Source organism: Spirosoma terrae, from assembly GCF_010435915.1.
GTDB classification, from domain to species: domain Bacteria; phylum Bacteroidota; class Bacteroidia; order Cytophagales; family Spirosomataceae; genus Spirosoma; species Spirosoma terrae.
On sequence record NZ_JAAFZH010000003.1, the window covers coordinates 261,255 to 287,454 of the forward strand.

Annotated in this window: 21 protein-coding genes; 9 read left to right on the forward strand and 12 right to left on the reverse strand. The window is 48.6% G+C overall.

Annotation, left to right across the window (positions count from 1 at the left end; all coding sequences use genetic code 11):
* Positions 1-16: 16 nt before the first annotated feature.
* Entirely contained in the window at positions 17-772 is a 756-nt protein-coding gene (locus GK108_RS09045) for a DeoR/GlpR family DNA-binding transcription regulator (RefSeq protein ID WP_163946163.1), read from the reverse strand.
* Positions 773-826: 54 nt separating this feature from the next.
* On the opposite strand from GK108_RS09045, the gene nudK reads away from it, so the two are divergent.
* Complete coding sequence (nudK, locus tag GK108_RS09050; RefSeq protein ID WP_163946165.1) at positions 827-1,417, forward strand: GDP-mannose pyrophosphatase NudK; 591 nt, start codon at positions 827-829, stop codon at positions 1,415-1,417.
* Between the two features lies 1 nt (position 1,418).
* A complete protein-coding gene (locus tag GK108_RS09055; RefSeq protein WP_163946168.1) occupies positions 1,419-1,769 on the forward strand; it encodes a DUF4406 domain-containing protein in 351 nt (116 codons plus the stop codon).
* 50 nt (positions 1,770-1,819) lie between these two features.
* Here the strand turns inward: GK108_RS09055 and GK108_RS09060 are convergent, their stop codons facing one another.
* Positions 1,820-4,339: a PIG-L family deacetylase gene (locus tag GK108_RS09060; RefSeq protein ID WP_163946170.1), complete on the reverse strand. Its 2,520-nt coding sequence runs from the start codon at positions 4,337-4,339 to the stop codon at positions 1,820-1,822.
* A 167-nt stretch (positions 4,340-4,506) separates the two neighbouring features.
* On the opposite strand from GK108_RS09060, the gene GK108_RS09065 reads away from it, so the two are divergent.
* Together GK108_RS09065 and GK108_RS09070 are read left to right on the forward strand one after the other, a co-directional pair.
* Positions 4,507-4,752 carry a hypothetical protein gene (locus tag GK108_RS09065; RefSeq protein ID WP_163946173.1) on the forward strand — a complete coding sequence of 82 codons (246 nt, stop codon included), beginning with the start codon at positions 4,507-4,509 and terminating at the stop codon, positions 4,750-4,752.
* Between the two features lie 237 nt (positions 4,753-4,989).
* Positions 4,990-6,870: a beta-N-acetylhexosaminidase gene (locus tag GK108_RS09070; protein ID WP_163946176.1), complete on the forward strand. Its 1,881-nt coding sequence runs from the start codon at positions 4,990-4,992 to the stop codon at positions 6,868-6,870.
* Between the two features lie 52 nt (positions 6,871-6,922).
* Here the strand turns inward: GK108_RS09070 and GK108_RS09075 are convergent, their stop codons facing one another.
* Entirely contained in the window at positions 6,923-8,584 is a 1,662-nt protein-coding gene (locus GK108_RS09075) for an FAD-dependent oxidoreductase (RefSeq protein ID WP_163946179.1), read from the reverse strand.
* A 162-nt stretch (positions 8,585-8,746) separates the two neighbouring features.
* On the opposite strand from GK108_RS09075, the gene ggt reads away from it, so the two are divergent.
* On the forward strand, positions 8,747-10,444 hold the full coding sequence (ggt, locus tag GK108_RS09080; protein WP_163946182.1) for a gamma-glutamyltransferase: 1,698 nt from the start codon (positions 8,747-8,749) through the stop codon (positions 10,442-10,444).
* A gap of 73 nt (positions 10,445-10,517) precedes the next feature.
* Here the strand turns inward: ggt and GK108_RS09085 are convergent, their stop codons facing one another.
* Complete coding sequence (locus GK108_RS09085; RefSeq protein WP_163946185.1) at positions 10,518-13,532, reverse strand: amidohydrolase family protein; 3,015 nt, start codon at positions 13,530-13,532, stop codon at positions 10,518-10,520.
* A 260-nt stretch (positions 13,533-13,792) separates the two neighbouring features.
* Between GK108_RS09085 and GK108_RS09090 the strand changes: the two genes are divergently transcribed.
* Entirely contained in the window at positions 13,793-16,474 is a 2,682-nt protein-coding gene (locus GK108_RS09090) for a sodium-translocating pyrophosphatase (RefSeq protein ID WP_163946188.1), read from the forward strand.
* 104 nt (positions 16,475-16,578) lie between these two features.
* Here the strand turns inward: GK108_RS09090 and GK108_RS09095 are convergent, their stop codons facing one another.
* From GK108_RS09095 to GK108_RS09130, 8 genes are all read right to left on the reverse strand, one after another.
* Positions 16,579-17,589, reverse strand: coding sequence for a bestrophin family protein (locus GK108_RS09095; protein WP_163946191.1), 1,011 nt, complete (start codon positions 17,587-17,589; stop codon positions 16,579-16,581).
* A gap of 202 nt (positions 17,590-17,791) precedes the next feature.
* Entirely contained in the window at positions 17,792-18,361 is a 570-nt protein-coding gene (locus GK108_RS09100) for a 50S ribosomal protein L25/general stress protein Ctc (RefSeq protein ID WP_163946194.1), read from the reverse strand.
* Between the two features lie 72 nt (positions 18,362-18,433).
* Positions 18,434-19,375 (reverse strand): ribose-phosphate pyrophosphokinase, encoded by a 942-nt coding sequence (locus GK108_RS09105; RefSeq protein ID WP_163946940.1) that lies wholly within the window; start codon positions 19,373-19,375, stop codon positions 18,434-18,436.
* 157 nt (positions 19,376-19,532) lie between these two features.
* The gene (locus GK108_RS09110; protein WP_163946197.1) at positions 19,533-20,108 is read right to left on the reverse strand and encodes a phosphatase PAP2 family protein; all 576 of its coding nucleotides are present in this window, start codon (positions 20,106-20,108) and stop codon (positions 19,533-19,535) included.
* Positions 20,109-20,119: 11 nt separating this feature from the next.
* A complete protein-coding gene (locus GK108_RS09115; protein WP_163946200.1) occupies positions 20,120-21,034 on the reverse strand; it encodes a sugar phosphate isomerase/epimerase family protein in 915 nt (304 codons plus the stop codon).
* A 114-nt stretch (positions 21,035-21,148) separates the two neighbouring features.
* Entirely contained in the window at positions 21,149-21,391 is a 243-nt protein-coding gene (locus GK108_RS09120; RefSeq protein WP_246224770.1) for a response regulator transcription factor, read from the reverse strand.
* Between the two features lie 228 nt (positions 21,392-21,619).
* Positions 21,620-21,808: a hypothetical protein gene (locus GK108_RS09125; RefSeq protein WP_163946203.1), complete on the reverse strand. Its 189-nt coding sequence runs from the start codon at positions 21,806-21,808 to the stop codon at positions 21,620-21,622.
* Positions 21,809-21,939: 131 nt separating this feature from the next.
* Positions 21,940-22,797, reverse strand: coding sequence for a dienelactone hydrolase family protein (locus GK108_RS09130; protein ID WP_163946206.1), 858 nt, complete (start codon positions 22,795-22,797; stop codon positions 21,940-21,942).
* Positions 22,798-23,063: 266 nt separating this feature from the next.
* Between GK108_RS09130 and fumC the strand changes: the two genes are divergently transcribed.
* From fumC to GK108_RS09145, 3 genes are all read left to right on the forward strand, one after another.
* Positions 23,064-24,464: a class II fumarate hydratase gene (gene fumC, locus GK108_RS09135; RefSeq protein ID WP_163946209.1), complete on the forward strand. Its 1,401-nt coding sequence runs from the start codon at positions 23,064-23,066 to the stop codon at positions 24,462-24,464.
* A 70-nt stretch (positions 24,465-24,534) separates the two neighbouring features.
* On the forward strand, positions 24,535-25,407 hold the full coding sequence (locus tag GK108_RS09140; RefSeq protein WP_163946211.1) for an FtsZ/tubulin family protein: 873 nt from the start codon (positions 24,535-24,537) through the stop codon (positions 25,405-25,407).
* Positions 25,408-25,416: 9 nt separating this feature from the next.
* Positions 25,417-26,121, forward strand: a complete 705-nt coding sequence (locus GK108_RS09145) for a class I SAM-dependent methyltransferase (protein ID WP_163946215.1) — start codon at positions 25,417-25,419, stop codon at positions 26,119-26,121.
* Positions 26,122-26,200: the final 79 nt, after the last annotated feature.

The window sequence follows — 26,200 nt, forward strand, 5'->3', positions numbered from 1 at the left end:
TTAGGCTGGTGTTACGTTATTCGTTAAGTAACGTAACACCGGCTTGCCGATAGGCTGTTACTACGTCTGTTGGAGCTTCCTGATCGGTAATCAATACGTCGAACATCGTGAGCGGAGCGAAGTGTAAATATTTGTTCGTTTCCAGCTTCGATGAATCGCAAAGCAAATACACCTTATCACTCTGCCGGGCCATTGTTGTGGCTGTGCTGGCTTCTTTTTCGCTGTTGGCGCTCAGTCCGTTTGCCAACGAAATACCATCGATACCGATAAACGCCCGATTGGCCCGGTAGCGAGCCATGTGTTCTTCGGCTATCAGGCCATGAATAGCCTGCCGCTCTTTATCAACTTCACCACCAACGAGATTGATTGAAACGTCGGAGGTCATCAATTCGGCCATTACCGGCAATGAATTGGTGACCACCGTAATCCGTTTGTTGCGAATAAACTGACACAAACGAAACACGGTACTCCCACAATCCATGAAAATAACGTCGCCTTCCTGGATTTCCTGAGCTGCCAACCGGCAGATGTAATCCTTACGCTCGGCATTAACCGCCGTTTTGTTGGCAAACGTATGTTTATCAGTAGCCAGACTTACTCGCATAGCGCCCCCGCGCGTACGGTAAATGAGCCCCATTGACGCCAGTTGAACTAAATCGCGCCGGACCGTCATCTCTGAAGTACGTAATAAATCGGCCAGTTCACGTACATCAACTGAGCCTCGTTCTTCGACCGTTTGTACAATTAGCTGCTTCCGATTTTGGAAATTCATACGTTATTGATTTGTTTTGAACAAAAATAAACAATTTTAAACAAATTAAAACAAATGGCTAATGAACGCGTACAAATAACCGAAGAGAAACTGCTGTCAGATAATTGGTACGTGCTGAAGCGATTTACGTTCAACTATCTGGGTAAGAATGGGCAATGGGCAACGCAGCAGCGCGAAGCCTACGATCGTGGTAACGGAGCTACGATTCTGCTCCATAACCCACAAACGGATATGGTTATTCTGACGCGGCAGTTTCGGTTACCGACGTTTGTGAATGGTAATTCATCGGGTATGTTAATAGAAACCTGTGCTGGCCTGCTCGACAACGATGATCCCGAAACGGCCATCATTCGCGAAACGGAAGAAGAAACCGGCTATCGGATTCAATCGGTGCAGAAAGTGATGGAAGCGTATATGAGTCCCGGTTCAGTAACCGAAAAACTGTTTTTCTACATTGCTCAATATACAACCGATACCGAACGTAGCGCAGGCGGAGGTATCGAAGAAGAAGAAATCGATATTCTGGAATTGCCTTTTACGGAGGCTGTTGCCATGATGGAACGTGGCGAAATTATGGACGGAAAAACGATTATGCTGCTGCAACATTTGCGATTACAACAACTCACCGCTACGTATCAAAACTAATATGCTGATTTTAATCGCTGGGCCATATCGCTCCAACACCAATGATGAACCCGAACGGATTGCTCAGAACATGCACCGAATGGAAGAGGCTGCTTTAGCCATATATCGAAAGGGGCACACGCCTGTTTGCGGGGAGTGGATCGCGTTGCCGCTCATTCATCAGGCCGGTTCGACACAATTGGGCGACGCTGTTTTTAACGAAATTTTTCACCCGGTAGCCGTCCGCTTAATCGATCATTGCGATGCTGTAGTACGTATTGGCGGCCCTTCGGTTGGAGCCGACGAAATGATGAAACAGGCTGAACTGAAAGGGAAGAAGACGTATTGGGAACTAGAGGAACTAAAAAATTAAGGGCTATAAAATCAGCTTTTGACACTTGATTTTACAGCCCTTAGGCAAATTTACTTACCGACCGAAATCAGATTGGCAAACAGGCGGTAGGCGCCAGGGACACCGGCGGGCAGCTCGCGGAAGAAAACCAGGCCGGTATAGATGAAATTTCCTTTACCATATTTGGCATAAATCAGGCTTCCCTGCTTGGGAGCCTCGTTCTGGTCGTGGGCCGAGAAAATAGTTTCATAGGCTTTATCCCAATCCTGCGCGAAATAAATACCGCGTTCCTGAATCCAGCCGTTGAAGTCGGCTTCTGTGATTTTGTTCGGGTAGTTCAGCAGTCGGTGTTGCGGATTGGTAAACGTCATCTTGGCGTCTTCTTCGGTAACCCGCTCATTAACAACCTTGAACGGATAAGGGCCAAACTGACTTACTTTAAGACCATTCTGGATAAATCCTGAACCGCCCGGCGTTACGTACTGAACGACCATCGTGCCTCCGTTTTTAACGTAATCCATCAAATTCGCTTGGTAGTGAGCCAGATAATCGTTCGTATTGTAAGCCCTTACACCGACCACAATGGCGTCATAAGCCGATAGGTTTCTACTCAGCTCAGCAGGTCCCAACAGCGTTACGTGGCAACCCATCTGTTGGAGGGCGGCCGGAACTTCATCGCCCGCACCCACAATGTAGCCGACGTTTTTGGCGGTTACTTTAACATCCAGCTTGACGAGTTTAGCTTCGGCGGGCGGGAACAGCGTTTGGGTCGGAATATGCTTATAACCAATAATGCGTAGCCCCGTCGTGAACGTACCGTCGCCAGTGGTCATCAATGCCTGTAACGAACCGTTTTGTGCCTGTGCCGTTGGGGTAATTTTGAAGGATACGCGCTGCTCACTGCCTTTGCCAGTCAACGAGAATGGGAGCGAAGCGGGCTCTACTCGCCAGCCAGCGGGTGCGTTGAGTTTAACCGTTCCCGATACGTTGGCCCGGCCAGCTCTAAGGATAAGTTCAGCGGTTTTGGGCGTTGCGTCCGAGAACGCATATACGCGCTCATTCAGGTTCGCCGTTACGTCGGGCTGAATAATGAACGGACGATAAATTTCTCCGTCGACCGGATCGGTCGATTTAAACACTACGGGCCGACTAAACGTAAACGATTGACCACTGATTTCGACGGTATAGGTTGCCGTCAGCGCAGGTGGGTTCTCCGGAAGCCCAATCAATTGCTGGTTATCGACCTGGAACAAGCCCTTGATGATTGGTTTTTCGAGCCAGTAGGGCTGTGAGATTTTTTCGCCTTTAGGTATGGTAACGAAAGTAGACCAGCTAACGACGTCATTTGCTTTCAGAGGGGCGCTTACGGTTGTATCTTTCCCAGTTGAGTATTGGACACGGAGAAGCTTAACCGCAACATCAGACCGATTGACTACGTTCGTATTGAGTTTGATCGTTTCGCCCGGTGTGGCCGCATAATCGGTCGGATTTGTTTCGAGCCATAAGCCCAGGCATTGACGAATCAGTTGCTCAACTTCCTGCCGTTTGCTTTTGACATACAGGTTGGCCGTATCCAGTTTGCTGATCGAACTGTATAATTGGACCAGCGCCGGAACAGACGCATCGGGTTGCTCTGGCTTGAACGCACTGAGAAGCTGGTTTACCTGCAACTGCACTTGCTCGCTGTTGGGCACTCGTTTCCAGGTTAAATCGATGCCATCAAACGGATCTTTTTCGACCGGATCGCCACCTTTAAGCAGCAAATAGTCTAATCGGGCACCTCGGTTAGCTGGTACGCCAAAACCCTGGCTCTTATGTTGGCTTCGGCTTTCAGAAGCAATTTCGCCGTACGATTTCCCCAGTAATGGGTTGTAGAGCCCCGTTTCGATCCCAATTAGATTACCGGCTTCGTCGGGTTTTTTAGCACTCATAAATGCGCCGGGAATAAATACGTTCCACAGAATTCGCTTAGCCTGCCAGGGTTTTACGTACGTGAGTTGTTCAGGAAATTTGGTCGGATCATTAGAAATTTTAAACGCCTGTTCGGCCAGGTAGCCCGATGCGCTATGATGGCCATGACCAGCGCGCGAATCGGGCGGAAAACGCGTAATGATCACGTCGGGCTGGTATTTGCGAATCATCCAGACTACGTCGGCAAGTACTTTTTCCTGACCCCAGGTACGGACGGCTTCGTCCGTTGATTTGGAAAACCCAAAGTCATAGGCACGGCTGAAAAACTGATCTGGCCCATCAACGCGCCGGGCTGCCAGCAGTTCCTGCGTGCGAATGACCCCTATATTTTCGCCCTGCTCGGAGCCAATCAGGTTTTGGCCTCCGTCGCCCCTGGTTAGTGATAAATAGCCTGTTCGTACGAGCCGATCTTTGGCCAGATAAGCCAGCATGAGCGTATTTTCATCATCAGGATGAGCCGCTACGTATAAGACTGAACCAAGAACGTTCAGCTTTTTCAGGTTCGATAGAATTTCGCCGGAGGGAGTCGGTTTAATGGAACCGTAGGGAACTTGAGCAAAAGACGCCGTGACGAGGGTGAGGGCGACAATAAATCCTGGTAAACGGTTACGTAATAGCACAGGTAGTGAATGGATTGATGACGTATCGGACAAATTTACGATTTAGTCACTGGTTTGATTACGTAGCAGTGTTTTTTGTCAGATGGAATGTTGCTCGTAGAAAAGGCTATCCCAAGTGGAATAGCCCTTTGACACATTACCTAACAACTAAAGAACTGATTGGGAAAATGGAATTTTCTGAAATGGACTGGTATAGACATTGCCAAACCGTTTATTCATTGGTAAAAGGTCGCTTTCCACGCCAGCTAATGATGGATGCGAACGCTTATTTTGTCGAAAAAGTCACTACTGTTTATCTGGCCAAAACTATCCAAAGCCAATGTTCTGAACTGGCTGGCTGTTGCTTAACGAGTAGTGATTTCTTCATAATTTTAAATTTTTTTAAAAGAGAAATCTTGATGTTGCAAAACTAGTATAAATATTTATTGTTCAAAATATAATTTTAGTAAAATGATATATAGTGGAATTTTATATTATATACATAATAAAATAGCGGATGTGTTATATTTTTTACTAGTCTATTTTGTGTATGATTACTTACGAAATTTATAAGTATTTATTCTTAATAATGATTGGGTCGCTTGGTTAGGATAGGATATTATAATGATAGCATTTTCTACTTTTACGAATATCTATAACCCTCATTCGACATGCGACTATATAAGGCTGCTATTTGGCTTTGGCTGGTTTCTATTACGCTTGCACACGCCCAGCAATCCGTTCAACTGATTCCTCAACCCGCTGAAGTACAGATACAAACAGGGACGTTTACAATTACAAAAAATACGACTGTTGGCTACGATAAACCCGCCGGAAAAGCCGTGGCCGATATGCTTGTTCAAAAGCTGAGCGTACCCACTGGCTATAGCCTGAAAGCAAAACAAGGAAAGAAAGCCGATCTTTTATTCTCGTTAAACGATACGCCAGACTCGAAATTGGGTAATGAAGGATACAGGCTCAATGTTACGTCTAAGGGGGTAACGATTACGGCCAATGCCTATGCCGGGTTGTTTTATGGTATGCAATCGGTGCTGCAACTGCTACCCAAAGAAGTGGAGGGAAAGTCGCTGGCGAACGTAGCGTGGTCCGTTCCGGCCGTTCGGATAACGGACTACCCCCGGTTTGGCTGGCGGGGTGTTATGCTGGATGTAAGCCGACATTTCTTTCCAAAAGAGGATATCAAACGGCATCTGGAGCAGCTGGCCCGGCTTAAATACAATACCTTACACTGGCACCTGACAGACGATAACGGCTGGCGGATTGAAATAAAATCGCTGCCCAAACTGACCGAAGTAGGGGCATGGCGGGTTCAGCGAGCTGGTCATTTTGGTAATAGGGCAGAGCCAAAACCGGGTGAAGCCGCTACGTATGGCGGTTTTTATACGCAGGAGGATATCAAAGAAATTATCAAGTTCGCGCAGGAACGTAATATCACGATAGTTCCCGAAATAGATGTGCCGGGGCATAGTATGGCGGCTTTGGCGGCTTATCCGGAATTGAGCTGTACCAAAGCGCAGGTTAGCGTAAACCCTGGAACGGCCTTCTCAGAATGGTACGGAAACGGTACGTTCAAAATGCTGGTCGAGAATACGCTGAATCCGTCGGACGAGAAAGTGTATGAGTTTCTGGACAAGGTTTTTACCGAAGTCGCGGCTCTTTTCCCGAATCCTTATATCCACGTAGGTGGCGATGAATGTTATAAAGGGTATTGGCAGCAGGACCCTGGTTGCCAGGCCCTGATGAAGCAGTTGAATATCCGGCACGTAGAGGATTTGCAGGGCTATTTTATGAATCGGGTGGAGAAGATTCTGAAAGCTAAAGGAAAGAAACTGCTGGGCTGGGACGAAATTCTGGAAGGTGGTATTTCGCCCGAAGCCACCGTTATGAGCTGGCGTGGTGTGAAAGGGGGAATCGAAGCCGCGCATCTGGGGCATAACGTAGTGATGACGCCTACTACGTTTGCTTATCTGGATTACCAGCAGAGCGATATCGATCCGCCTATTTATGCGAGTCTTCGTACTAAAAAAAGTTACAGCTTTGAGCCTGTTCCCGATGGTGTGGAGGCAAAATACATTCTGGGTGGCCAGGGAAACCTCTGGACGGAGCAAATTCCTAATCTGCGCTATGCCGAATACATGCTCTATCCGCGTGCCTGGGCCTTGTCTGACGTATATTGGTCACCGAAAGAATCAAAAAACTGGGACAACTTCGTTACGCGGATGGAAACGCATTTCGACCGGGCCGACGTAGCACAGGTTAATTATTCGCGGGCGGTTTATGATGCCATTGTCAAAACCAGCCTAAAGAACGGGAAATTGGTGCTGGAGCTGGAAAGTGAAGTGCCGGGACTGGATATTTTCTATTCGATTGATGACACGATGCCCGATAATTTTTCGACAAAGTATAGTCAACCGGTCGAGCTACCGGAAGGGCCAATTACGCTGCGTGTTGTTACGTATCGGGCTGGTAAGCCAATCGGTCACCTGATTGTTCTGTCGCGCGATACGTTGCAGAAGCGGGCTGGTCGGTAATGTCTGACTACGTTCCCGGAAGTTTTGAGCTTTCGGGAACGTAGCACTAAACTTACAACGTCAAGCGCTGCTTGTCTTTCAATAAAACCTCCTGGAGTTTGGCATACGGCAGTTTCTGAACCGATACGTTGTTCTCAATGGCAAGAACAGCCGCTGTAGCCGCTGATTGGCCCAGAATCATAAAAACAGGTTCCATACGAATAGAACCGAAGGCAATGTGAGAACTGGACACACAGACCGGCACCAGTACGTTTTTACATTCGCTTTCTTTGGGAACGATAGCGCCATAAGCAATGGAATAAGGCTTATCGGGATGAACACCAATGTCGCCCTCATTTTGCACAAAGCCATCTTTTTTAACGTAGCGCTGGGCGTTGTGCGCATCCAGCGAGTAGGAGCCCATACCAACCGGATCGGGGACCGTGTTACGGCCCAGCACATCTTCTTCGGTCATAACAAATTCGCCCAGCATCCGGCGGGCTTCCCGGATATATAGCTGCCGGGGCCAGTTACCATTTTCGGTGAATTCATCTTTGGCCAGTCCCCACTGTTTCATTTTCGACTGAACATCGTCGGGCACGCGAGGGTCGTTTGCCAGAAAGTACATTAGCCCTTTCTGATACAGTTCATGCTCTTTAATGATCTGTTTCCGGCGCTGGTACGTAGCTTCGGGATAATCGTAGTTTTTGCCGATGTAGTCGGTGCTGAACGGCCCGTGATTGTTCGTATCCGTTTTGCGGTTCGGGATGGGGTCGAACTTATCGAAGGTTTCGCGCCAGCCGGTAGCAAACACTCGTGCCAGTAGTTCGTAGCGAGCCGGATCATAGCCATCTGGCTTGGGGAACGGAACGCGGTTTTCGGGGTTATTGCTCAAACACATCCGAAAGCAATAGGCCTGAATTTTTTTATCGCCAGAACCTTTTTCACCGGGCGGATTCGGGGACACTTCGGGCAATAGACCACTCTTGGGATCTCCGGCAATTTTATACGGACTAACGTTGGCTTTGAAATAGTGACCATGCTGAAACACTTCTGTTTGAACACCGTTCCATTTTTCGCCATAGACGCTATTCGCTTCCCGGCCGACGTGGTAGTTGACACCGGATGCAGCCATCAAATCGCCTTCATACGTAACGTCGATGAACATTTTACCGGCATATACATTGCCTTTCAGCGTACGGAATGAACTAACAATGCCCGCTTTTTTAGTAACGCCGGTTTTAGAACGATCGAGCCATTCGTCCCGATAAACCGTGATTTCGTATTCTTTGATAAAGTCTTCAAAAACCTTTTCGGCAGCATGCGGCTCAAAAATCCACATGGTGCGCTCATTGCCATCGATGGCGGGTGTTCCCTGACCTTTGTTGCCATATTCTTCTTTTTTCTGCCATTTCCAGTTGTCAGGATCTTGATAATGCTGATAGAGCCGTTGGTAAAATTCGCGGGAAAGTCCACCGATCACTTCTTTATTGCCGGTATCCGTAAAGCCCAGCCCTCCCGACGATAAGCCACCCAGATGCGTATCGGGCGACACGATAATGACCGATTTGCCCATTTTCTTCACCTGAACCGCTGCCGTAACAGCCGCTGAGGTTCCACCATAGATGATAACATCGGCTTTTCGAACGGCGGTAGGTTTTGTTTTAACAACAGTATAGCCCGGCAGCAGTAATACCAGGCTAAGAAGAAGACTTACTGAAAAGACTTTATTCATTGAGCTTTGACGAGATGGTTATGTAAACAACTAAGAGGTCATTGCTGGGGTTTTACCCGTTCTGGAAGTCAAAAACCCGCTTAAAATTAAAATAATCACTATTTTTAAATCTGTCTTGAGTGGAATTACCGGACTTAACCAACTAACTTCTCCTTCATCTTCATGAAACACGTTTTCTTTGCTGCTGCTCTGCTTAGTTTGAGTAGTTCGTTTTTGCAGGCCCAGGATCGGCTGACGGGTAAGACATTTGCTACCAGAGCGGTTGTGATGGCTCGACATGGGATGGCCTGTACGTCGCATCCCTTATCGACCCAGGCCGCTGTTGATGTACTACGTTCGGGAGGGAATGCCATTGATGCCGCCATTGCTGCCAATGCTATGGAAGGACTGGTTGAACCACACGTCAATGGAATTGGTGGTGATTTGTTTGCCATTGTCTGGGATGCCAAAACGAAAAAGCTATACGGCTTGAATGGATCGGGCCGGTCGCCGTATACGCTTACGTTAGCGGAGCTTCAGAAACGAGGCTTGACGCATATTCCGTCGGATGGGCCATTGCCGGTATCGGTTCCGGGTTGCGTCGATGCGTGGTTTGAACTGCATAAACGATTTGGCCGGACACCCATGCCGAAAATTTTGTCGCATGCCATTAACTATGCGCGTGAGGGCTACCCGGTTCATGACGAAGCGGCTTTTTACTGGTCGAGTATGATTGGTCGGTTCAGTAAATATCCGAACGTGAAGGAAACCTATGCGCCCACTGGAGCGGCACCGAAGCGGGGCGACGTATTTAAAAACCCGAATCTGGCGAACACGCTCGAAAAAATTGCCAAAGGTGGCCGGGACGCTTTCTATAAGGGCGAAATTGCCCAGACCATTGATGCGTTTATGAAAAAGATGGGCGGTTACCTGAGCGCCAAAGATCTGGCTGATCATACATCGACCTGGGTTGAGCCGGTTTCGACTAATTATCGGGGGTATGACGTATGGGAGCTGCCCCCCAATAGTCAGGGTATTGCAGCATTGCAGATGCTGAATATTCTGGAAGGATACGATTTTTCGCAGATTCCGTGGGGAAGTCCAGAGCACATTCATCGGTTTGTTGAAGCGAAAAAACTAGCTTTCGAAGATCGGGCTAAGTATTACGCTGATCCTGCGTTTGCCCAGATTCCGGTGCAGGAACTGGTCTCTAAAAATTACGCGTCAGACCGGCGCAAACTGATTGATTTGAATCGTGCGGCCAGCCGTGTCGATGCGGGTAATCCGGCGCTTCGGCAGGGCGATACCATCTATTTGACCGTAGCCGATGAAGAAGGGAACATGGTATCACTGATTCAGAGCAATTATCGGGGTTTTGGCTCAGGTATGGTGCCTGATGGACTGGGTTTTATGCTTCAGGACCGGGGCGAATTATATAGTTTAATTGACGGTCAGAATAATACGTTTGCTCCTCACAAGCGCCCTTTTCAGACCATTATTCCCGCTTTCATCACTAAAGACGGACAACCATTTATGAGCTTCGGAGTGATGGGGGGCAGTTTCCAGCCGCTGGGCCATGTGCAGATCATTATGAATATGATCGATTATGGCATGAATCCGCAGGAAGCGGGCGATGCACCCCGTATCGATCATCAGGGATCGTCGGAGCCGACGGGCGAAAAAATGGTTGATTCGGGCATTGTTACGTTAGAATCAGGATATCCGTACGAAACTATTCGCGAACTGATGCGCCGAGGCCATAAAATGGGCTATGGCATGGGTGGCTACGGTGGGTATCAGGCCATTATGTACGACGCCAAAAACAAAGTTTATCACGGAGCCACCGAATCCCGCAAAGACGGTCAGGCCGCTGGCTTTTAAGTCTCAAACTGTCTCTGGCTGTTTGTTTATATTAATCTTAAAACACAAACAGCCAGAGACAGTTCGAAACAGACTACGGTCGGGTTAACAGGCGCTCAATTGGCATGACTTCGCCGTTTTTAATGACCTGCTCAACCTGCAGCGCGTCTTTGATATTGGTCAGCGGATCGCCATTGACGATCACCATATCCGCCAGTTTGCCCGGCTCAATGGAACCTAGGTCTTTACTGACGCCAACTGTTTCGGCGGCCCAGAGTGTGGCCGAACGTAGCGCCTGATAGGGAGTCAGACCAGCGCCAACAAACGATTGTAGCTCGGTGTGTAAGCTTAAACCATAGGGTACAAATGGACTGTCGGTACCCGTTGTTACGTGTGCGCCCGCGTCGATCAGCGCTTTTACGCCTTTCTGCAAATTGCCGAAGTTTGTCAGGTACCCCGGACTGATTTTTGCGTACTGGGCCGAACTGGCCTGAAGCGCGTTGCTGAACTCCTCTGAATAAAAAGTCCTGTACTGCCGATTTTCGTAGAGGCTGGGATCTTTAGTACCCAATACTGCGAAACCACCCTGTAGTGACGCGGTCGGCGTAATGTTCATGCCGGATTTGGCCAGCAGCTGTATAACATCCTGATAACTCCGATTCGTAGCCGTGATTTTGGGGGAATACCCTCTGCGGCTCGTTCCGCCGATATGCTCAACGGCGTCAACGTCGTACCGCATGGCCGGGAAAATTTCGTGCGATGACACCGGGATGCCGTGCGCGTGGGCAAACGTAGTGATTCGTTGCTGGCGGGCATCGGGCATACGGACATAGGTTTTGATCAGGTCATACCCTAATCGGATAGCGCGGTTGAGTTCGCGGTCGAGTTGCTCGTCGGAGTTAATGCTGGTAGCGGCTCCGTAGTAAATGCGATTGCCATCGGTCAGGCCACCCGTGAAGAACTGACGGGGGCCAGGACGGGTGCTGCTTGCCCAGGATTCTTTGCGTTCGAGCGCATCATAGGGGTCTGCGCCGGGCTCACGTACCGACGTAATGCCGAACGATAGCCATAGTCGCCCGATCTTTTCGCCAACCATGGAATGTTGATGCGTATGCATCTCAAACAGACCAGGAATAACGGTCTTGGTCGATGCGTCAATCAGTTTACCAGAACGACCCGTTTTGTGAGGCTCAATCGCTTTAATACGGTGCCCATCGAGGATTATATCGACGTTGGTACGATACGTATTTGTCTTACCGTCAAACAAGCGCCCGGCATGGATAACTGTTGGCCCAGTTGCCTGGCTGGCTGTCCAGGTTAAATCCATTGGAAGTGTGTCGATATGGCCGTCGGTCAGGTAAACCTGTTTTAATACGTCCGTTGCCAGAAACAGCAGGCTTTTCGAATCGCCGGTCCAGGTGGGGGTATCCGATTGTTCCGATGTCAGCTGGCGGGGTGTACCCGTGATCGTTCCATCGGGTTTTACGTCGGTAACCCACAGTAAGCCGTCCAGTACGTAGGCCATCTTGGTGCCGTCGGGTGACCATACAGGGCCATTCTGCCCGCGTGTTGCCAGACTGTGGCCGGGCGCTGGTGTTACGTATCGATCATTCTTGCCGTCGAGTGAGAGTAGCAGCACTTCGCTGACGCCCTCGCGGTAACGAGACGAGTAAGGATGAAGGGCAGAAATCGCAATGGTTTTGCCATCCGGCGACCAACTCGCCTGACTGGGTACAAAGACTGATTCGTGACGCTTTTGCGTTTTGGGGACCGTTACGTCGGCGGTGTACGTTACGTCGGCCGTATAGAGCGTGCTACGTCCCCAGGCGTTACGTGGGTCGCTCTGGTAAAAGGCGATTTTACTGCCATCCGGCGACCAGGTTGGATAATGCAAGTCGTCGGGCATATCAACCAGCAGTCGATCCTGGCCGGTTTTTAGGTCCCGAATCCAGACATCCATGTTCCCGTTTCGATCAGAAACATAAGTCAATTTAGTGCCGTCGGGCGACCAGCCGGGCTCCAGTTCCATCGTTGGCCCCTGAGTGATCCGTTCCGGCGTTTTCGTTCCTTTCGTCAGAATCCAGATATCACCCAGAGCGGCAAAGGCAATCTGTTTACCATCTGGAGAGATGGCTGAGCCTTTGATACCCTGAACGGGTTGAGGTTTTTTACTGTCGAAATCGTAACGCTTACGTTTGTAGGACGTACGCGGTAATGTAATGATAGCCTGAAAAGGAATGGTTTGCAGCGCTGACGAACCAATTTTGCCCCGTTTCAGCAAACCGCTGGATGTGAAAAGATAGTCAGTGGATGAAAACCAACTGGTTCGAAAAGGAAAAACATCGTCAGTGGCTTCGGTAAGCATCTGCGTTTTGCCATCGGCCAGCGAAGCTGTTTCTAAACCACTTTTTGTATTGGTGAGCGCGTTATAATACAAAGTCGATCCATCGGGTTGCCAGGATGGAGCGGCCAGTTTAGCATTAGACGGAGAAACGAGTTTTTCTGTCTGTTGGGCAATCGTTACTACGTATATACCTGGTGCGTTAGTTCGATCGGACATATAAGCGACCTGTTTCCCATCGGGCGAAAAGGCTGGGTTAAAATCGTTGCCAGAATCGGTCGTTAGCTGGGTGAGTTTGCCATCGGCCAGGCTGAGTTGCCAGATGTCGTAGTTACCGCTTCGGTCCGACGAAAAAACCAGGTATTTCCCATCGGGCGACCAATGCGGTTCGCGGTCATCCTGAAGGCCATCAGTCAGTTTCGTCGGCTTGCCCCCGGTTGCCGGAACGGTCCAGATATGGTAGCGGCCATCCCAAAAGGCATGAAATGCAATGGTTTTGCCATCCGGCGACCAGCTTGGTTGTCGGCAGTCGCCGAGGTTGTCGGTAATGGGTTTTGCCACTCCTCCGGTGGCTGGTACTACCCAGATAGTTCCCTGTAGATCAATCGCAATGGTACGCTTGTCGGGCGATAGGTCGGCGGCCATGTTTGTACCCTCCGTAACAGTCACCCGAATTGAGTCGATCCCGTTGGCTCGTATTTGGGTTATATGGAGAAAAAATAGAATTAAGCCGCAGAAGGCTATTTTTAGGCGAGGATTGTTACGCATAGGTGTCATTAGAGGGAAGGCAACGTATTGATTACGAGAAGAATGTGTAATACTTACTATTTCCTTTCTGAACCTACACAGCGATTAGTTTACTTCCAAGCCTGCATTTTGTTTGTCGTCCGATTCGTGAAAATCTCCTTAAAAAAACGTACTTATCCTTAAAAAAAGTCAACGTGCTCTGCTTTAGGGATTCGGTAAATTTTATATTTGTGCGTATTCCTATTTTCTAGATCCATTTTATAACCTACTTAGTTAATCGCATGAATTATAGTGTCTATCTGGTTCCCGCACTAGGTGTCATTGGCCTATTGGTAATGTTCACCAAATATATGTGGGTGTCTCGGCAGGATGCCGGAGATGCCCGAATGCAGGAAATCGCAGCATACATTGCCAGTGGTGCCCTCGCTTTTCTGAAAGCAGAGTGGCGCGTTCTTACTTATTTTGGAATTGTTGTCGCCATAGTACTGGCGTATTCGGGGACATTAGTTGAAAATTCCAGCCCAGTTATTGGTTTGTCATTTATCCTCGGAGCGTTCCTGTCGGCTCTGGCAGGTTATATCGGGATGACGATTGCCACTAAAGCCAACGTTCGTACGGCACACGCGGCCCGTACTAGTCTGACTCGTGCGCTGGAAGTATCATTTACCGGCGGCTCTGTTATGGGAATCGGCGTGGCTGGCCTGGCGGTGCTTGGTCTGGGTGGTCTGTTTATCGTGCTCTACCAAATGTATGTGGGTGCGACGGGCGATGTAAATGGCCTGCAAATGGAAAAAACGCTGGAAGTATTGGCTGGTTTTTCACTCGGGGCTGAATCGATTGCGTTGTTTGCGCGCGTTGGTGGTGGTATTTATACCAAAGCCGCCGACGTTGGCGCCGACCTGGTTGGTAAAGTAGAAGCCGGTATTCCGGAAGATGATCCACGAAACCCGGCGACCATTGCCGATAACGTAGGCGACAATGTGGGCGACGTAGCGGGTATGGGAGCTGACTTGTTTGGCTCATACGTAGCAACGATTCTGGCTACCATGGTATTGGGTCGGGAAATTGTTATTCCGGCAGATGCCAATATTTATGGCCATGCGCCGATTGTGTTGCCGATGGTTATTGCCGGTCTTGGCCTGATTTTTTCGATCATTGCTACGTATTTTGTTCGGGTTAAGGACGATAACGGTAGTGTACAGGGCGCGCTGAATCTGGGCAACTGGGTCTCTATCGGTCTTACATTGGTTGCTTCTTATTTTCTGGTGACGAGCTACCTGCCCGACGTAACGATGGAGATTCGGGGCGTTGAATTTACGCGTATGGACGTCTTTTATGCTATCGTAACGGGGTTGGTTGTGGGCGCATTAATGTCCTCTATCACAGAATATTACACAGCGATGGGTCGCCGTCCTGTGCTATCAATTATTCGCCAGTCGGCGACGGGGGCAGCTACGAACATCATCGGTGGCCTGTCTGTTGGGATGGAATCGACCGTACTGCCTATTCTGGTTCTGGCGGCTGGTATTTATACATCCTATCATTTTGCTGGCTTATACGGCGTGGCTATTTCGGCAGCTGGTATGATGGCCACGACGGCGATGCAGCTGGCTATCGATGCGTTTGGGCCAATTGCTGATAACGCCGGTGGTATTGCGGAAATGAGTTATTTGCCCGAGGAAGTACGGGGACGTACTGATATTCTTGACGCGGTTGGGAATACGACCGCTGCTACGGGTAAGGGGTTTGCTATTGCATCGGCTGCGTTGACAGCCTTGGCACTGTTTGCCGCTTTCGTTGGTATATCGGGTATTTCGGCGATTGATATTTATAAAGCCGACGTATTATCCGGACTGTTTGTTGGCGCTATGATTCCGTTTATTTTCTCGTCTTTGGCTATTGCCGCTGTAGGGCGGGCCGCTATGAAAATGGTTGAGGAGGTTCGTCGTCAATTCCGCGAAATTCCTGGTATTCTGGAAGGAACCGGTACGCCCGAATACGATAAATGCGTCGCTATTTCAACCCAGGCATCCATTCGGGAAATGGTATTGCCGGGCGCTATTGCCCTGACTGTACCCGTTATTGTTGGCTTTATTTTTGGTCCCGAAGTACTCGGTGGTTTGCTGGCAGGCGTAACGGTTTCGGGCGTGTTGATGGGAATTTTCCAGAACAATGCGGGCGGAGCCTGGGATAACGCTAAGAAATCCTTTGAGAAAGGCGTTGTTATTAATGGAGAAACGTATTACAAGAAATCGGAGCCGCACAAAGCGTCGGTAACGGGCGATACAGTCGGCGACCCGTTTAAAGATACGTCCGGCCCATCCATGAATATTCTGATTAAGTTGATGTCGATTGTATCGCTGGTTATTGCGCCGTACATCGCCGTACAATCATCTGAAACGCCTGGCCATGCCCGCGAAGGTAAAGAAGCGGCAGGAACCAATGTACCGCTGGAACGATCGACGGCGGCTGATAATGCTGACGTGAGCACACCCAACGCAGCTCTTGGAGAGTTTAGCCTTCAAAAGCTGACCAGTGGTGTTGAGTTGAACATTCCGGAGTTTGGCATTGAAAACAAGCTGCTTACTTTTATTAAAAGTGACAAGCCCGTTGATAAAACGACCTGGTTCGACTTTGACCGGCTGACGTTCGAAACGGGTGCCGCTACATTAAAACCCGAATCGCAGGAGCAGTTAAAGAATATTGCTGAAATCCTGAAAGCCTATCCCGCAGTAAACATCAAACTAGGCGGTTATACTGACAATACGGGCAATGCCGCGAGCAATCTGAAACTATCGCAGGATCGGGCGAATTCAGTACGTGCCGAGCTCGAAAAGTCAGGGGTTGATAAAGATCGGCTGGAAGCAGAAGGGTACGGCCAGGAGCATCCGGTGGCATCAAACGATACGGAAGAAGGACGGGCACAAAATCGCCGAATCTCAATCCGGGTAACGAAGAAATAACGAGTTGGGGTTTATGGTTCATAGTCTATGGTTTATAGTTTGTGGTTACTAACCAGCACAACCATAAACCATAGACTATGAACCATAAACAATACTCCCACGATCTACATCAGAATATTGTTGACGGGCTGAATGGCAGGGGGGAGATCGGTTTCATCCAGCATTTCGCGTAAGTCAATCTCAATAGTTCGGCTCATCGACGTAATAGGCGTATCGTTTGGGCCGCCCTCAAACGGGTTTTCAGTGCTTTCGCCAATCTGATCTAGCGTAGTAAAGACCCAGGATACGGCCACGCTGAACGGAATCGCCAACCAGACCAAGTTATCACCGAGTTTGTCGAATTCCTTCAATAGACCAAAAGGAATCATAATGACAAACAGGCGAATGAAGAAGCGGTTGATCGTTGCAAAGTGACGTGGATACGGAAAGTTCTTGATCCGTTCACTCTTCCCCTGATGATCATAGAACTCTTTGAGCATGGTCTCCAATTGGATATAACGAAGATCCTCAATCCAGCCCTGCGCGGAAAGTTGTTTTAAATCCTTCGATTGCAAGCTGATTATCTGGGTAGCCCGATTCTTCTTGCTCAATACGTACGAAAGCTCCTCGGTCGATAGTAGTTTCCGCAGTTCTTCCGTCAGATTGCCGTTCTTCTCCGGTATACCATAAACCGATATGTATTCCAGGTTATAGCTTCTGGTATAGATGGTTTCCCAGTTACGAGGTTCGCGTAATTGGTAACGTAGTGCGGTTAGCCAGGCAACATGGCGATAAATTAGTCGTTGATGAGCCTGCTTTACATCGGCTTCGGATGCCGACGTATCATGAATAAAATCCCGCACCATAATACCCCAGCTACGGCTGCTGTTGACGATACCACCCCAAATCTGCCGGGCTTCCCAGGAGCGGGCGTAGGTAGCGTTATTCTTAAAACCGACAAGAAAGGCGGCTGCTGTGCCGAGCAAAGCAATGGGGACCCAGGGAATCGACAGCCACGTCCAGCCGATAACGGCATATAATACGGTTGCCAGTGCTGCTAATAGAGTCAGCACATAAATTTCGCGTCTAGTCCAGAGGATTAGTTCTTTGAGGGTATAGCTACGTCCTGTGTGCATACGTACAGATGATGTTGATAGGTTCTTTTGGTAAATAAATAAGCCGACGAGTAATGTTGATCCTGTCAGTCTTATGCTACAATGATTAATGGTATGTATCCGAGACGGACGCAGGCGACATTAGTCACGATGAGCGACACAAAAAGCCCTCTCTGATTGCTCAGGAGGGCTTTTACGTATCTATTAGTTAGTAAGAATATTGTTACTTGGCAGAAACCTGACCACGTAGTGCACGTGGGATTTCGATGCTGGCAACAGGGTTAGACGCCTGCTCAAGTAGTTCAATATCTGTAACCTGAATTTGACCAACACGAACAGATTTACCCAGGTCAAGACCTGATACGTCTACATCAATGAAGTCAGGGATTTTATCAACCGTACCTTTCACGCGCAGTTTACGAACGCGCGTCACTAATTTACCACCTTTTTGAACACCTGGAGCTGAACCTACCAGACGAACTGGAACAGCCAGTTTAACAGGCTTATCGTCAACAATCTGCAGGAAGTCAGCGTGCAACAGTGTGTCACTCACTGGGTGGAATTGGGTTTCCTGAAGAATGGCCCGGTACTCAGTACCTTCAATGTTCAGCGTTACTTCATACACGTTAGGCGTGTAAATCAGTGAGCGGAACAAAATAGCTGGTGCATAGAAATGCACTTGTTCTGAACCACCATACAACACACACGGAACATTGCCCTCGGCCCGAATCGCTTGTGATTCCGTGCGGCCGAGATTCGCTCGTTTATACCCTACAATCTCGATTTTATTCATGACTTAAAATTAATTTTTGAATGAATGACTGAGCGAATGCATGAATGAGATTTTCATTCAACTATCGATCAATCAGTATTTTATGAAAAGTGAACTAATAGATTCATGATCCCGGATACGGCCAATCGCTTTAGCAAACAGCTCCGCTACTGAAAGTACCCTGATTTTTGAATTCGGCTCCCGCATGGGCAACGTATCGGCTACGACTAGTTCTTCCAGTACCGAATTCGAAATATTCTCGTGAGCCTTACCCGACATAATTGGGTGCGTACACACGGCACGTACTGAAGCCGCTCCTTTGTCCATAATGATCTGAGCCGCTTTTGCCATCGTTCCGCCCGTATCGATCAAATCGTCAACGAGCACTACGTTGGCTCCTTCAACATCACCAATTACCTGCATCGACGCAATTTCATTGGCCCGTTTCCGGTGTTTGTCGCACAGCACGATGTCGGCATTAAAATGCTTGGCAAATGTACGGGCACGATTGGCGCCACCCACGTCGGGCGATGCCACAACCAGATTCTCCAGATTCAGACTGCGGATATACGGTACGAAAACCGATGTTCCTTCCAGATGGTCGACCGGGAAGTCGAAAAAGCCCTGAATCTGACCAGCGTGTAAATCGATGGTCATTAACCGGTCGGCTCCCGATGCTGCCAGCATATTAGCCACTAATTTTGCCGCAATGGATACCCGAGGCTTGTCTTTCCGATCCTGGCGTGCGTAGCCAAAATAAGGAATCACGACGGTAACGTAGTGAGCAGACGCTCGTCGGGCGGCATCGACCATCAATAACAACTCCATCAGGTTATCGCCGGGGGGCGGTGTCGACTGAATCAGGAAAACGTCACATCCCCGAACCGATTCCTCAAAACTAGGCGACATTTCACCGTCGCTGAACCGACGGCAGGTATACCCGCCTAAGTCTTTACCGTAATAGTGAGCGATTTTTTCGGCTAAGTACGTGGATTGAGTCCCTGAAAAAATCTTAACCGGATTGAACGAAGCCATTAGAACCTGAGAAATTTCCCGCAAAGGTACGAAAAAAATATCCAGTTCGCTCCTTTATGTCTGTTGTTTATTCCGCCGTAAACTAAAAACGGTAATTCGTTGGTTTAGTAATCCTTTGGATTACTGTGATTTATGCTTGATGCTACGTTGTCTGAGATTAGGCTGTCTTACTCTTTTCGAATCGGTGTTGTTGTGAACGAAAAATAGTAACGCAGAGCATAGCGGCCAGAACGCCAATACCTGCACCGGTCAATACGTCGAGCGGATAATGGGCTGCTACGTAGATTCGGCTGTATGAAACAAAAGCCGCCCAGACAAAGATCCACTTTGCCCATGCGTATTGTTTGCCGATCAGTAGCCATACCCCCGTTGCCAGCGCAAACGTATTGGCGGCATGGGAGGACGCAAATCCATATAAACCACCGCATTCCATGACGGGATGAATCAGTTTTTGCAAAGCCGGAACGTGGCACGGGCGTAACCGATGCGTGATGGGTTTGAGTAAGGCAGACGCCGTCTGGTCGCTGATGGCAACGGCCACTATGAGTGTCAGTACCATCCAGATGGCCTGTTTGCGATATCGGTAAGCCAGCCAACCGATCAGCAATGCATAGAACGGAATCCAGGTATTCCGTTCTGTTGCCAAAATCATGATAGGATCGAGCCAGGATGCGTATAATCTATTCAACCGCAAAAAGAGGTTGGTATCGAGTTGATTGATCTCGTCGAGCAAAGCAGGATGGGTTATAGCACTAAAAATTGGCTCAGATAATTTCGGGCGGTCAGTATGGCTGTTTTCACGTCCTCTGGACTTCCTTCGTAGGCCTTGTCTTCTACTTCAATACAAACAGGTCCCCGATAGCGAACGTCGGTTAGGGCTGCGAAAAAATTACCCCAGCGAACATCTCCCAGACCCGGTAGTTTGGGGGAGTGATACTCTAGCGGGTTTGCCATGATGCCCACCCGATTGAGCTTGTCACGATAAATCTTAACGTCTTTGAGGTGAATGTGATGCAAACGGTCGCGATAATCATAAATGGGTTTCACCTCGTCCATCATCTGAAAAATCAGGTGACTAGGGTCATAATTTAGCCCCAGTATTCGCGATGGAATGATCTCGAACATGCGGTCCCAGATGGCGGGCGTTGTAGCCAGGTTCTTGCCACCAGGCCATTCGTCATCCGTAAACCACATCGGACAGTTTTCAATGCCGATTTTAACATTGTTTTCTTCGGCAACCTTCACAATTGTCGGCCAGTGTTCGGCATACAATTTTAGGTTTTCACTGATGTTCAGCGATGGGTTACGACCAATGAATGTATTCACAACCGGTACGCCAAGTTTAGCGGCTGCCCGAATTATTTTCTTGATATGTTCCCGGTAAAATTCGGCCTGCTCGGGGTTGGGATCGAGCGGATTGGGGTAATAACCTAAGCCTGAAATCGATATGCCATACAACCGGGTGAGGCTATGAATCTGGTCAACGTTCAGATTGTCTACATCAATGTGAGTTACACCCGCATACCGACGAGTGTCGGCGCTGCTACTGGGCCAACACATCAGTTCAACGCAAGTAAACTTATGTTCTGACGCAAATTTCAATACGCCATTCAGATCGTAATCGGCCAGAATTGCCGAGACAAAACCAAGGTTGAGCATGAGCAATAAACTATCGTAAGGAAATAAAACGCTAAGATAGGCGATTGTTCGGAGAGTCGCTCGACCTACTTTGTGCTCTATTTCCCAGATAGTATGTGCCCGAAAATGTTGATGTTAGGGGAGAACAATGCCCATACGGACCGCCCACATGGCCAGACCAACCCGGCTTTTTACCTGTAAACGGTCAAATAAGGCTTCTCGATAACCATCAACCGTGCGCGGACTAACGCACATTTGATCCGCGATCTGGACGTAGGTTAATTCAGTACAGGCTAACTGGAGGAACAGAAGTTCCCGGCGTTTGAAACAAAACGACGTAGGAATATGGCCGGAAAGGAGAGGGAGATAGGCTGTCATGGTACGGTGCGTTTAGATAGCTAACTACATGTCTAGCTAACTAGCTGAAAGTAAGTACGTAGCGTACCGTTTTCAAAATCATGTGAGTTAACGGTAGTAGAGCCAGTTCTCGCTTAGTTAAGCGGTTGTTTATGTTTTTGTACAGGCACTTACGTACGTAGTGAAGCGAATAAAAAAAACGGCTCTCGTACTGAGAGCCGTTTTTGGAAATATATAAGTACAGATCGATTACTTGATCGAATCTTTTTTCGTAGTATCAGCAGCCATCGTAGTGTCGGCCGACATTGTTGAAGCAGTATCCGTCGAAGCCGTCGAATCCGTTACAGTCGTAGATGTTTCGGTTGATTCGGTTTTAGAGCTAGAGCAAGAGGTAGCCAGCGCCATCATCGACAGCAGAAAGAACGCATATTTAGCCATGTTTTTCAGAGAATTAGATGAATTGAAGTTATATGTCTTTAATCCAAATAATAGAAAGAAGTAACCCATCATTTTCTATTTTTTTTATAATTCTTTCATAAAAACATATTTTCTATGGCTAACTATAGCTATTATGCTAGTTTATCCTTTAAAAATTTAATTGTTCGGCTCCAGGCCAACTTAGCGGCTGCCTCGTTGTAACGAGTAGGAGCAGTGTCGTTATGGAATGCGTGCTGGGCACCTTCATACACATAGAGTTCGTAGGGAACTCCCGCTTTTTTCAGGGCTTCTTCATAGGCTGGAATACCAGCATTGACCCGCTCATCCAAACCGCCATAGTGAAGTTGCACGGCTGCCTTGATCTTTGGCACGTCGGCTGCGTCGGGCTGACGACCGTAAAACGGAACTGATGCTTTTAAGTCAGCATCATGAACAGCCAGTTGGTTAGCCATGGCACCACCCCAGCAGAAACCAACGGCTCCCAACTTGCCGGTACTGTCGGGCCGGGTTTTCAGGTAGTCGAGCGCCTTCACGAAATTCTCCCGCGTTTTCTGTGGGTCTAGTTTCCCGAACAAGTCACGGATTTGCGCTTCGTCGGTTGGCGTGCCCCCTGAGGCTGACAGGGCGTCGGGAGCGAGGGCCAGAAAACCGGCCAGTGCCAGCCGCCGTGTTACGTCTTCAATATGAGGATTTAAGCCACGATTCTCATGGATAACAACTACCGCCGGATACTTGCCAGCCGCGGCCGGACGAGCCAGATAGCCTTTCATGGTCGTGTCGGCGCCGGGGAACGTAACAGATTCCGTTTTGATACGTTCATCCTGCGATCCGATGGTTTCCGCTTTGGCGTAGTTGATCTCGAGCAGTGGTAACGTAGCGAGGGCGGTGGCCATACTGCCGGTTAGTTTGGCCAGACGTTTTAAGAAAACATCGCGTTTGAGGGGCTTATGCGTGTATTCGTCGAACAGATTGATAATTCGCTGATCCATGAGCGGTTTTGGTTTAGTTCATGCCACAAAGCTGACGAATCAGCGAGTAAAACGCAATGCATTGTATAAGTAAAGCTTCCGGCTGGAGGGACGCTAGCACCTATGGGTTATTGCGTTGCCGGTTTTTACGGAAATTTGGCCTGCTAATAGGATCAATCAGTGAGGAAACCAGCTAAAAGCATGGTAAAACACAAGCCCCGTCCTACCTTTGCCGCTGAAATGGCCAGACAGTCTTTTGTCTAACTTCTTATATCTTTCGTCTATTCATGGAATACCGCATCGAAAAAGACACCATGGGCCCGGTTCAGGTACCGGCCAATGTCTATTGGGGCGCTCAAACCCAGCGTTCAATTGAAAACTTCAAAATCGCTCAGGACATCAATAAAATGCCGCGCGAAATCATCAAAGCCTTCGCTTATCTTAAAAAAGCAGCGGCTCTGACGAATCTCGATGCAGGTGTATTGCCAAAAGAAAAAAGTGATCTGATTGGGCAGGTTTGCGATGAAATTCTGGAAGGTAAACTGGACGATCAGTTTCCGCTGGTGGTGTGGCAGACTGGTTCAGGTACGCAATCGAACATGAACGTCAATGAAGTGGTGGCTTATCGCGGTCACGTACTGCAGGGCGGTCAGCTTACCGATGAGAAGAAATTCCTGCACCCGAATGATGATGTGAATAAGTCGCAGTCGTCGAACGATACGTTCCCAACGGCCATGCACATTGCGGCTTACAAAATCCTGTTGGACGTAACGATTCCGGGCATCACCAAACTGCGTGATACGTTAGCTGCCAAGTCGAAGCAGTTCATGAATATTGTGAAAATTGGTCGTACGCACTTTATGGATGCTACGCCACTGACGCTAGGGCAGGAGTTTTCAGGATACGTATCGCAACTCGATCATGGTCTGCGGGCTATCAATAACTCACTGGCTCATCTAAGCGAGCTGGCCCTGGGTGGTACGGCTGTTGGTACGGGAATAAATACCCCGCCAAACTATTCGGAGAACGTAGCGAAACACATTGCCGACCTGACGGGCCTACCATTCGTTACGGCTGAAAACAAGTTCGAAGCGTTGGCAGCTCACGATGCTATCGTAGAAGCGCATGGAGCCCTGAAAACGGTAGCTGCCAGCCTGATGAAAATCGGTAACGATATCCGGATGCTGGCGAGTGGACCACGGGCGGGTATTGGTGAGTTACATATTCCTGACAATGAGCCGGGTTCGTCGATCATGCCGGGTAAAGTGAACCCAACCCAGTGCGAAGCCATGACGATGGTAGCCGCTCAGGTAATGGGCAACGACGTAGCGATCAACTTTGGTGGCGCTATGGGGCATTTCGAACTGAATGTGTTCAAGCCAGTGATGATTTATAACTTCCTGCATTCAGCCCGTTTGATTGGCGATGTTTGCGTATCGTTCAACGATAAGTGTGCGGAAGGTATCGAGCCAATCGAAGCGAATATCAAAAAACACGTTGATTCGTCATTGATGCTGGTAACGGCGCTGAATACGAAAATTGGCTACTATAAAGCTGCTGAAATTGCGCAGACCGCCCACAAGAACGGTTCGACGCTGAAAGAAACGGCGCTGAAACTCGGATACCTGACTGAAGAGGAGTTCAATGAATGGGTTAAACCCGAAGATATGGTTGGTGAGATTAAATAATTGATCCAGCGAGAATCAATATAGTTGTTTACTTTAGGAGGTCGGCTACTAACTAAGCCGACCTTTCTTTATGCTCTCTCAAGATTATTCCTTCTCTGGCCAGCAGGGCGATAGTACAATCGTTGGAGTTGGCAGCACGGGCATCGCAGCCGTTGAGTATTTGCATCAAACCGGGGTGAAAGGGGTGAACATGATCGTTTGTGGTACCGATTCGGACGAAATCAGGGCTTCAAGGGTCCCCTATAAAATTCTTTTCTTACCGGAGGAACTAGAATCGGGGAACAGCCTGGGCGTAGCATCGCTCCAGACGGTTTTAACGGAGCAGGAACCCGTTCTTATCGTTGCTGATCTCAGCGATAGCAATACTGCCTCTCTGGTCTTACTTATTGCTCAATATGTTCAGGAAGGAGGCCAAACCTGTATTGCTATTGTCGTTAGTGAACCGGGCCAAAACGATACGTTCCTGGAGCGCTTGCAGGCGTATGCTCACGGACTCATGGTCGTGCTGCCAACTGAAGATGAGCCGCAGGAAACAGTAAATCGATTAGTTCACACAGCCAATGCCCTGATCGATATGATTCAGGCTTTCGGTGGGGTCATTAGTGTTGATTATGCTGATGTTAAGCATATACTGAAAGGACGAGGACGTGCGGTTATTACCAGTGGTGAAGCAGAGGGCGAGCAGCGTGCTGCTGATGTAATAAAAAAGGCTATTGAGACAATAGAAGGCTTTTCGTTTGATTGGCAGCAGGCACAACGCGTACTGGCGGTTATGGCCTACGGGGGGGCAAAGCCAGCTACGATGAGGGAGCAGCTTATTATCAACGAGGGAATCAACAGCCGAATGGGAAGGGATGCCGCTATGTTTAAAATGGGATATATTCAGGATGACTGGTTGGGCGAAACATTGAAGCTTGTCATCATGCTTTGGATGCCTGTCTGAGTAGTAATTATGACTGCATTCGTTAAGAACGGTTTTGTGTTGATTAAAAGCCTGCTACTTAGTTGCTGTTTGCTAACGGGGTACAGCCTAGTAAACGCCCAGGATGTTGATGAAAACGGCACCTTCAATACGTGGTATAGTGAGCCAGAAGGTATCGATTGGCTACTGGACTCCTTTCGCCCGATCTATGATTTTCGCCCTGGGGAAACCATTGCGAGTATTGGTGCGGGACAGGGCGTGCGGGAGGTTGTTTTTTCGTTAATGGCCGATAGCCTTCTCGTTTACGTGCAGGATGTGAATCCGTATTGGCTGGAACCCGACCAATTGAGTAAAACGATCCGGAAAATTTATGACCGGGCGGGCCGAACTACCTGCACATCGCGTTTCATTCCCATACGGGGCAAAGAGAAAGAAACGCGGCTTCCTAAAGGCTTCTTCGATAAAATCATCGTAGAAAATAGTTTGCATGAATTTACGTATCAGCCTGAAATGCTACGTAGCATTCGGGCAAATCTCAAACCCAATGGAGTGCTGTTGATTTGGGAAGAAACAGCGACTAAACCGGATCGAAAGCACAAGGGTTGTGGCATGCCTATGTTCATGGATGACGCACTAATCAAACTGGTTGAAGAAAATGGCTTTCGCTTTGAAACGAAAACAATCGTGAATCCGCCTAAGGGCAGAGATGCCGTATTCGCCTTTCGGTTGAACTAAGTATAGGCAAATGTAAACGCTCAACGAGTAGTTTTTGATAAGACGTATGCCATGTCTTGGAGACATGGCATACGTCTTA

What these genes read in the sequence shown, in the direction of transcription:
- GK108_RS09105 (WP_163946940.1), bottom strand. Translation starts at nt 19,375, where the DNA reads ATGGCTTCGTTCAATCCGGTTAAGATTTTTTCAGGGACTCAATCCACG.
- GK108_RS09090 (WP_163946188.1), top strand. Translation starts at nt 13,793, where the DNA reads ATGAATTATAGTGTCTATCTGGTTCCCGCACTAGGTGTCATTGGCCTA.
- GK108_RS09095 (WP_163946191.1), bottom strand. Translation starts at nt 17,589, where the DNA reads ATGCACACAGGACGTAGCTATACCCTCAAAGAACTAATCCTCTGGACT.
- GK108_RS09085 (WP_163946185.1), bottom strand. Translation starts at nt 13,532, where the DNA reads ATGCGTAACAATCCTCGCCTAAAAATAGCCTTCTGCGGCTTAATTCTA.
- GK108_RS09120 (WP_246224770.1), bottom strand. Translation starts at nt 21,391, where the DNA reads ATGACAGCCTATCTCCCTCTCCTTTCCGGCCATATTCCTACGTCGTTT.
- nudK (WP_163946165.1), top strand. Translation starts at nt 827, where the DNA reads ATGGCTAATGAACGCGTACAAATAACCGAAGAGAAACTGCTGTCAGAT.
- GK108_RS09075 (WP_163946179.1), bottom strand. Translation starts at nt 8,584, where the DNA reads ATGAATAAAGTCTTTTCAGTAAGTCTTCTTCTTAGCCTGGTATTACTG.
- GK108_RS09140 (WP_163946211.1), top strand. Translation starts at nt 24,535, where the DNA reads ATGCTCTCTCAAGATTATTCCTTCTCTGGCCAGCAGGGCGATAGTACA.
- GK108_RS09055 (WP_163946168.1), top strand. Translation starts at nt 1,419, where the DNA reads ATGCTGATTTTAATCGCTGGGCCATATCGCTCCAACACCAATGATGAA.
- GK108_RS09145 (WP_163946215.1), top strand. Translation starts at nt 25,417, where the DNA reads ATGACTGCATTCGTTAAGAACGGTTTTGTGTTGATTAAAAGCCTGCTA.
- GK108_RS09125 (WP_163946203.1), bottom strand. Translation starts at nt 21,808, where the DNA reads ATGGCTAAATATGCGTTCTTTCTGCTGTCGATGATGGCGCTGGCTACC.
- GK108_RS09065 (WP_163946173.1), top strand. Translation starts at nt 4,507, where the DNA reads ATGGAATTTTCTGAAATGGACTGGTATAGACATTGCCAAACCGTTTAT.
- GK108_RS09070 (WP_163946176.1), top strand. Translation starts at nt 4,990, where the DNA reads ATGCGACTATATAAGGCTGCTATTTGGCTTTGGCTGGTTTCTATTACG.
- fumC (WP_163946209.1), top strand. Translation starts at nt 23,064, where the DNA reads ATGGAATACCGCATCGAAAAAGACACCATGGGCCCGGTTCAGGTACCG.
- GK108_RS09115 (WP_163946200.1), bottom strand. Translation starts at nt 21,034, where the DNA reads ATGCTCAACCTTGGTTTTGTCTCGGCAATTCTGGCCGATTACGATCTG.
- GK108_RS09045 (WP_163946163.1), bottom strand. Translation starts at nt 772, where the DNA reads ATGAATTTCCAAAATCGGAAGCAGCTAATTGTACAAACGGTCGAAGAA.
- ggt (WP_163946182.1), top strand. Translation starts at nt 8,747, where the DNA reads ATGAAACACGTTTTCTTTGCTGCTGCTCTGCTTAGTTTGAGTAGTTCG.
- GK108_RS09130 (WP_163946206.1), bottom strand. Translation starts at nt 22,797, where the DNA reads ATGGATCAGCGAATTATCAATCTGTTCGACGAATACACGCATAAGCCC.
- GK108_RS09100 (WP_163946194.1), bottom strand. Translation starts at nt 18,361, where the DNA reads ATGAATAAAATCGAGATTGTAGGGTATAAACGAGCGAATCTCGGCCGC.